General features: G+C 66.8%; 4 protein-coding genes. 3 read left to right on the top strand and 1 reads right to left on the bottom strand.

Going from position 1 to position 8,003, the window contains the following annotated elements; translation table 11 throughout:
* Both MTBSS4_RS16035 and MTBSS4_RS16030 read left to right on the top strand, forming a co-directional pair.
* A partial coding sequence (locus MTBSS4_RS16035) for a tetratricopeptide repeat protein (protein ID WP_173984413.1) occupies positions 1-1,709 on the top strand: 1,709 nt, incomplete at its 5' end.
* The gene (locus MTBSS4_RS16030) at positions 1,706-2,749 is read left to right on the top strand and encodes a Gfo/Idh/MocA family protein (protein WP_173984412.1); all 1,044 of its coding nucleotides are present in this window, start codon (positions 1,706-1,708) and stop codon (positions 2,747-2,749) included. The genes MTBSS4_RS16035 and MTBSS4_RS16030, both read left to right, overlap by 4 nt.
* A 126-nt stretch (positions 2,750-2,875) precedes the next feature.
* Here MTBSS4_RS16030 and nifJ read toward each other — a convergent pair whose 3' ends face one another.
* Positions 2,876-6,469: a pyruvate:ferredoxin (flavodoxin) oxidoreductase gene (gene nifJ, locus MTBSS4_RS16025; RefSeq protein ID WP_173984411.1), complete on the bottom strand. Its 3,594-nt coding sequence runs from the start codon at positions 6,467-6,469 to the stop codon at positions 2,876-2,878.
* A gap of 285 nt (positions 6,470-6,754) precedes the next feature.
* Between nifJ and MTBSS4_RS16020 the strand changes: the two genes are divergently transcribed.
* Positions 6,755-8,003: tandem-95 repeat protein (locus MTBSS4_RS16020; RefSeq protein ID WP_173984410.1), on the top strand; the 1,249-nt coding region annotated here is incomplete at its 3' end.

The raw sequence follows: 8,003 nt of genomic DNA, 5'->3' as shown, positions 1-8,003 counted from the left end.
CCCCGCCCGCCCCCGCCACCGCCGGACAGGGAACGGCCAGGCTGCCGGCCGCCTTCCTGGCCGGATTGCACGATTGCGGACGCCTGTCCGAGGTGGAGTTCCTGTGCCGCGACCTGGGCGGCGACGAATTGGACGATCCGGTGTGCGCCTGGCTTCTGGGATTGGTCTCTCTGCAACGAGGGGATTTCGACAATGCGCTGGGCTATGCCCGCGCCGCCCTTCTCGCATCCCCCGATTTCCGCGCCGACCTGACCGCCGATTGCGTCGACCGGCTGAACGACCTGGGAGCGTTGGCCTCGTCGACCCGCACCCCACTGTATCGGAAACTGTTCGGCATGGCCCTGGCCATCCGGCGCAATCCGGCCACCCTCAGCGGATTGGCCCATGCCTGCTCGATCGACTTCGACACCGAAACGGCCCTGGCCTGCTACCGCGAGGCGGCCATCCTGGCGGTTCCCGGAACGGCCTCGTCAATTCGGGTGGCGGCTTGCCTCATTCTGGCCCGCATGGGCCGGACCGATGACGCCATCCGCGAAATCAGGGCCGTTCTCGACGAAGAGCCGGGCAACGGCAACGCCTGGGCCGGCCTTGCCGTCATCCTCCTGATGGGAAAGGCCGGAACCGCCGGCGACATCCAGGTGGCGCTGGATCATGCGGACCGGCTGGCCCCGGATCATCCCCTGACGCTGCATGCCGGCGCCATGCACGCCCATTCAACCGGAAACATGGACCTGCGCCAGACCATGCTGAACCGGTTGATCGCACACAGCGCCGCCACGCGCCCCGCCGCCTCTCCGGCGCAACGGGCCGAATGGGAAGACTTCCGCGACAGGTGTCTGGAACGATTGGGGGAACGCGATCCGTCCCGCGTCTGGTTCTTGTTCCCGCAAGGCGGTGTTGGCGACCATGTCCACCTGTTCTACCTGCTCGGCGCCTTCCGGCGGATGCACCCGGACCAGCGGGTGGTGGTTTGCACCAGCCTGGGCGGCGACCTGGGAACCTGCTTCCAGGACCGCCTGGACCTGCTGGTCGACCCGGGCCCCACCCTGAGCAAGAACCGGGTCGCGCCGCTGGCCGGATGCGCGCCCGGCCGCCCCCATGTCGTTCTTCCGGCTTTTCACGACATCGACGTCGCGGGGCAGACCATCCCCCTGGCCGATCTGGTCCGCACGACCCTCGGATTGCCGCCGGACTCCCTCCAGCAGGCCGGACGCCCCCCTCGCGGCGGTGCCGCCACGATCAGGACGCTGCTGGCCTCCCGGCGGCTTCCGGCCGGCCGCACCGTCCTGCTGGCCCCGCACACCAACAGCAACGGCAGCATCGGTCCCGGCTGGTGGGAAGATCTGGCCGGACGTCTGACCGGGGCCGGCTACAAGGTCGTCTGCAACGGCGCCAACATGTTCTCGGACAAGACGACGATGGTGGCCGACATCGCCACCGTCGACGTCCCGCTGTCCCTGATCAACCAGTTCGTCGAGACCGCCGGCTATTTCATCGGGGTACGCAGCGGATTGTGCGATGTCCTCGCCTTCGCCGCCGCCCGCATGAAGGTCGTCAATTTCCATTCCTCGGCGGACAGCTTTTCCCGCCGGGAAAGCTACGTCATGAAGGCGAACTACCCGTGGTGGCGCGGAGACGAGTATTTCGTGGCCGACGACGCGCCGTTCGACCCATCCATTCTCGATGGCTGGCCCGGATTCCCGCCATGACGATCCGCGTCGGAATAATCGGCCTGGGGTACGGACGCCAGGTTCTGATTCCGGCATTCCGTGCCGATGATCGCGTCCACATTCGGGCCGTCGCCGCCCGACGGATCGGCAAGGCCGCCGAATGCGCCGCCGCCGAAGGCATCGATCTGTGGTTCGACGACTGGCGGCGAATGCTGGCCGAAGCCGGACTTGACGCCGTCGCCGTCGCCTGTCCGCCATCGGCTCAGCCGGAAATGGTCTGCGCGGCCCTTGGCCATGGCCTGGCGGTGTTCTGCGAGAAGCCGGTGGCAACCGACCCCGCCGATGCCTCACGGATGGCGACGGCGGCCGAGAAGGCCGGGCGGCCCAACATGGTCGACTTCCTGTTCCCCGAACTGGAGACCTGGCGCCGGGCCAAGGCGATGGTCGACGCGGCCGAGTTCGGCCGTCCGCTGCACGCCCACCTGTCGTGGCACTTTCTCAGCTATGCCGTCGCCCATGGCCTGGACAGCTGGAAGCGTGTCGGAATCGAAGGCGGCGGCGTGGTCGCCCCCGTCCTGTCCCACAGTTTCCACGCCCTCGAATGGCTGTTCGGGCCGATATCCGGGATATCCGCGCGCCTGGCGCCCGACGATCGGCGAGAGACCTCGGCCATTCTTGCCCTGGCCTTTGATTCGGGGATGACCGCCTCGGTCGGCGCCAGCATCGATTCGGCACCGCTGCGCGAGCACCGGCTGGACGTCACCTTCGCGCACGGCTGCCTGCGGCTGGAGAACAGCAGCGGCGACCACGCCTCGGGCTTTCGATTGCTTGCCGGAAGCCATGGAGACGGCTCCATGGCCCTGATCGCGGAAGAGACCGCCACCGGCGGCGATGGCCGCATCGTTCCCGCGTCCCGGCTGGCGCGCCGGTTCTGCGACTGGATCGCGGATGGAACGCCCGGCGGCCCGACCCTTGCCGATGGCCTCAGGGTTCAGCGACTGATCGCCGCGACCGGGCGGGCGCACCGTGACCGGGTTTGGATACCGGTGGACGGCGACGCCGGCATCCTTGGACTCTAACAATACACATTCTGACGTGGCCGATTTGGTTTTGGGCCCGGAAAGCAACAGACCCCGCCGGAAAACGACGGGGCCTGTCGGCAATTCGCCCCCCATTGCCGGGAGGAGCGTTGGAAAAAACGAAGCCTACTCGGCCGCGTCCTTCCTGGACGGCGGCGTCGCGTCGGGCAGGCCGGCGAAACGGCGCAGCATGGCGAAGCGACGGCGGATATTGGCCTCGGCGGTACCGACCAGTCCCTGGTAGCGCTCGGGATCGGCGCGTTCGACCATCTGGAACCGCGCCTCGCCCTTCATGAAGTCGGCGAGCGAACCGGTGGGCTCCTTGCTGTCGAGCGTCAGCGGGCTCTCGTTGGTGCCCAGCTTGCGCGGGTCCCAGCGATAGAGCGGCCAGTAGCCGGCGTCGACCGCCAGCTTCTGCTGGTCGAGTCCGTGGGCCAGATCGTAGCCGTGGGCGATGCAGTGCGAGTAGGCGACGATCAGCGACACGCCGGGCCAGCTCACCGCGTCCTGGAGGGCGCGAGTGGTCTGGACATCCTTGGAGCCGAAGGCGATGTTGGCGACATAGACGTCCTCGTAGGCCATCGCCATCATGCCCAAATCCTTCTTGGGCAGGGTCTTGCCGGCGGTGGCGAACTTGGCCGAGGCGCCGATGGGGGTAGCCTTGGACTGCTGGCCGCCGGTGTTGGAATAGACCTCGGTGTCCATCACCAGGATGTTGACGTTCTTGCCCGAGGCGAAGACGTGGTCGAGACCGCCATAACCGATATCGTAGGCCCAGCCGTCGCCGCCGACGATCCACACCACCTTTTCCACCAGATAATCGGCCACCTGTTCCAGGCGCCGCGCCAGCGGGTCGCCCAGGCCGGACAGCACCCGGCGCAGATCCTCGATCCGCTTGCGCTGAACGCCGATCAGCACCTCGGTCGACTGGTCGCCGTGGATGATCTCGTTGGCCAGCTTTTCCGGCACCTTGCCCTGGCTGGACAGTGCCGACAGCAGGATACGGGCGTGCTCCTTGTGGCGATCCAGCGCCAGGCGGAAGCCGAAGCCGAACTCGGCATTGTCCTCGAACAGCGAATTGGCCCAGGCCGGCCCGCGACCCTCGGCGTTGACGGCGTAGGGGGTGGACGGCAGGTTGCCGCCATAGATCGACGAGCAACCGGTGGCGTTGGCGATCATCAGGCGGTCGCCCCACAACTGGGTCATCAGCTTGATGTAGGGGGTCTCACCGCAGCCCAGGCAGGCGCCGGAGAACTCGAACAGGGGCTGAAGCAGCTGGGCGCTCTTCACCGTCGGCGTGCCCAGCTTTTCCTTGTCCACCTCGGGCAGGCCGAGGAAGAAGTCCCAGTTGACCTTCTCGGTCTCCAGGTGCGGTCCCTTGTCCTCCATGCGAAGCGCGATGCGCGAGGGGTCCTTCTTGTCCTTGCCGGGGCAGACCTTGACGCACAGCGTGCAGCCGGTGCAGTCCTCGGGCGCCACCTGGACGATGTAGGCGCTGCCCTTGAACTCATTGCCGCGATAATCCATGCGCTTGAAGGCGGCCGGTGCGCCCTCCATGGCGGCGGGCTCGGCCACCTTGACCCGGATGGCGGCGTGCGGGCAGACCAGGGCGCACTTGTTGCACTGGATGCACGGCCCCTCGTCCCACACCGGAATCTCGGCGGCGATGTTGCGGCGTTCGTAGCGGGCGGTGGCGGTGGGCCACACCCCGTCCACCGGGAAGGCGGAGACCGGCAGCAGGTCGCCATGATTGCCCAGCATCATGGCGGTGACGCGCTTGACGAAATCGGGCGAGTTGTCGGGCACGATCGGCGGCTTGGTGCGCGTCGCGGAGGCCTTGGCCGGAATCTCCAGCCGCTCCAGATAGGCGAGCGTCTGGTCGACCGCCTCGAAGTTCTTTTCGACCAGGGCCTCCGACTTGCGGCCATAGGTCTTCTCGATGGCCTTCTTGATGTGGCCGATGGCCTCGTCGCGCGGCAGCACGCCCGACAGCGCGAAGAAGCAGGTCTGCATGATGGTGTTGATGCGGTTGCCCATGCCGGTGGCCAGCGCCACCTTGCGGGCGTCGATCACATGGACGTCCAGCTTCTTGTCGATGATCTCCTGCTGGACCTCGCGCGGCATGCGGTCCCAGGTCTCGTCCCTGGGATAGGGCGAGTTCAGCAGGAAGGTGGCGCCCGGCCGGGCGTAGCGCAGCACCTCGTACTTGTCGAGGAAGACGAAGTGATGGCAGGCGACGAAATCGGCCTGGTCCAGCAGGTAGGCCGACTGGATGGGCTCGGGCGAGAAGCGCAGGTGCGAGATGGTGATGGCGCCCGATTTCTTGGAATCGTAGACGAAATAGCCCTGTCCCTGGAACCCGGCGTTCTCGGCGATGATCTTGATGGAGTTCTTGTTGGCGCCCACCGTGCCGTCGGCGCCCAGGCCGAAGAACACCGCCCCCTTGACCTTGGGCTGGTCGAGGTGGAACGAGGAATCGATCTCCAGCGACAGATGGGTGACGTCGTCGATGATGCCGACGGTGAAGTGCGGCTTGGGCTTGTTCCGGCCCAGTTCGTCGAACACCGCCTTGACCATGGCGGGGGTGAATTCCTTGGACGCCAGGCCATAGCGTCCGCCGATCACCGCCGGCTCGGCGGCGGTGGGGCGGCGGCCGGCGGCCTTGGCCTCGTGCAGGGCCGCCAGCACGTCCAGATACAGCGGCTCGCCGATGCTGCCGTGCTCGCGGGTGCGGTCCATCACCGCGATGGAGCGGACGCTGGTGGGCAGGGCGGAAATGAAGGCGTCCAGGGAGAACGGCCGGAACAGGCGGACCTTCAGCACGCCGACCTTCTCGCCACGGGCGACCAGGGCGGCGACGGTCTCGTGCACCGTCTCGGCGCCCGACCCCATGATGATGATCAGGCGCTCGGCCTGGGGATGGCCGACATAGTCGAACAGCTTGTAGGCGCGCCCGGTGAGGGCGGCGAAGCGGTCCATCTCCTGCTGGACGACGCCGGGGCAGGCGCTGTGCCAGGAATTGCGCGCCTCCTGCATCTGGAAGAAGGTGTCGGGATTCTGGGCGGTGCCGCGCAATGTCGGATGATCGGGCGACAGCGAGCGGTCGCGATGCGCCTTGACCGCCGCCTCGTCCATCAGCGAGCGCAGGTCGTCGTCGGTCAGTTCCTCGATCTTGGCGACCTCGTGCGAGGTGCGGAAGCCGTCAAAGAAATGCAGGAACGGCACCCTGGAATGCAGGGTCGAGGCGTGCGCGATGGCCGCCATGTCGTGGGCTTCCTGCACCGAGCCCGAGGCCAGCATGGCGAAGCCGGTCTGGCGGCAGGCCATGACGTCGGAGTGGTCGCCGAAGATGGACAGGCCATGGGTCGCCAGGGTGCGGGCGGTGACGTGCATGCAAAAGCTCGTCAGCTCGCCGGCAATCTTGTACATGTTGGGAATCATCAGCAGCAGGCCCTGGCTGGCCGTGAAGGTGGTCGCCAGCGAGCCGGCCTGAAGCGCGCCGTGGACCGCGCCGGCGGCGCCGCCCTCGTGCTGCATCTCGGCCACCTCGGGAACCACGCCCCAGATGTTCTTCTGCCCCTCGGCCGCCCACTGGTCGGCCAGTTCGCCCATGGTTGAAGACGGTGTGATCGGATAGATCGCCGCCACCTCGCTGACCCGGTACGCCACCGAAGCGCATGCCTCGTTGCCATCGACCGTGATCAATGCCCTGTCTGCCATGTCCTGTCCCAATCTTTGCTGCGTTATTCCCTTTGGCGCGACCGGAGTTTTTCCGCCGCCGCCCCCTCTCTAAGGGACCGGCAGAATAGACAAGCCTCCCCGTTCATCGCAAGTCCCTTACATAAACCGGGGCGATAAAGTAACAATATTTCACACCCTCTCCCAAGCCGGGGCGCCGCCCCGTCTGAAAAACGTTTGCAATCGGATCGCGACGGGACCATAATGAATCGAACAAATCCCGGACCTCCTTGAGGCCGGGCTTTTTTTTGCCCTGGGAGCTGCGCGATGGCCGACACAAACGATAATGCCAACAAGCCCGCCGATCACAACACCGGTACCGGTGACGGCGCCCATCAAGCGCTTGACGACTTGACGGTGTTGCAGAACGTCGACAGCCAAACCCTGGGCGAAAGCCGCCTCAACGTGGCCCGCGCCGCCGATGTCGGCGATACCGCGCTCGGCAATCTCGCCAACGTGCAGCAGGGCTCCACCAGCAATCCCCAGGTCCGGGACGTCGGCGGCATCGTCGGCGGCGTCAATGTCGCGCTTGACGTCGCCATCGAGACCACCCAGACCAGCCGGGTGGCGCCGCCGGATCTCGGCAGCGCACCCTCCCAGGCCGAGGAGAACGCCGATTCCATCGAGATTCGCGCCGAGGGGGTGAAGCCCCTGAACGTCAAGGCGTTCGACGATCTGGCCCGGCCCGATGCCGAGTTCCGCCCGCAGGAAGTGACGGCGGGCGAGGGATTGGGCGGCATTCCGGTGGGCGGCGTGGTTACCGGCGGCGCCCCTCCGGCGCCGCCGCCGGCCGAGGAAGCGCCCGCCCCGGAAGAGGAGATCGAGCAGGTCGAGGCCGTCGAGGAAAAGATCAACCAGGCTCCGGTCATCCTTGAAGCCGAAAGCGTCAGCACCGTTCAGGAGGGTCGCGTCAGTGGCCGCATCAGCGCCTCCGACCCCGACGGCGACGCCCTCAGCTTCCGGCTGGTGGATTCCGATGGCAACGTCGTGGATTCCATCACCAACGAACACGGCTCCATCTCCATCGACCCTGCCACCGGCCAGTACACCTTCGTGGCGTCCGAGGCGACTCGTGCCCTCGGCCTGGGCGACAATGTCTCCGAACAGTTCCAGGTCCAGGTGACCGACAGCCAGGGCGCCAGCGTCACCCAGTCGTTCAGCGTCACCGTCAACGGCCTCAACGACGGCCCCACCACCTCCGCAGTGGACTTGGCCGACGGCGCCGAGGACACCGCCATCATCCTGACCCAGGCGCAATTGCTGGCCAATGCCGGCGATATCGACGGCGATACCCTGTCGGTCAGCGCGGTCAGCGCCGATCACGGCACCATCACTCCCAACGATGACGGCACCTTCACCTTCACGCCGGAGGCCAATTACAATGGCCCGGTCAGCTTCAGCTACACCGTCAGCGATGGCGTCGACAGCACCGCCGGCACCGCCACCCTGGATCTGGCCGCCGTCAACGACGGGCCCACCACCTCCGCGGTGGATCTGGCCGGCGGCGACGAAAACA

The organism is Magnetospirillum sp. SS-4 (assembly GCF_902729425.1).
GTDB lineage: Bacteria > Pseudomonadota > Alphaproteobacteria > Rhodospirillales > Magnetospirillaceae > Phaeospirillum.
Note: the sequence above shows the minus strand (reverse complement) of the source record. Positions and strands in the feature narration are given on the sequence as shown.

Bases quoted from the DNA above. Each gene is read 5' to 3' on its own strand.
- MTBSS4_RS16030 (WP_173984412.1), top strand. From the start codon at position 1,706: ATGACGATCCGCGTCGGAATAATCGGCCTGGGGTACGGACGCCAGGTT.
- nifJ (WP_173984411.1), bottom strand. From the start codon at position 6,469: ATGGCAGACAGGGCATTGATCACGGTCGATGGCAACGAGGCATGCGCT.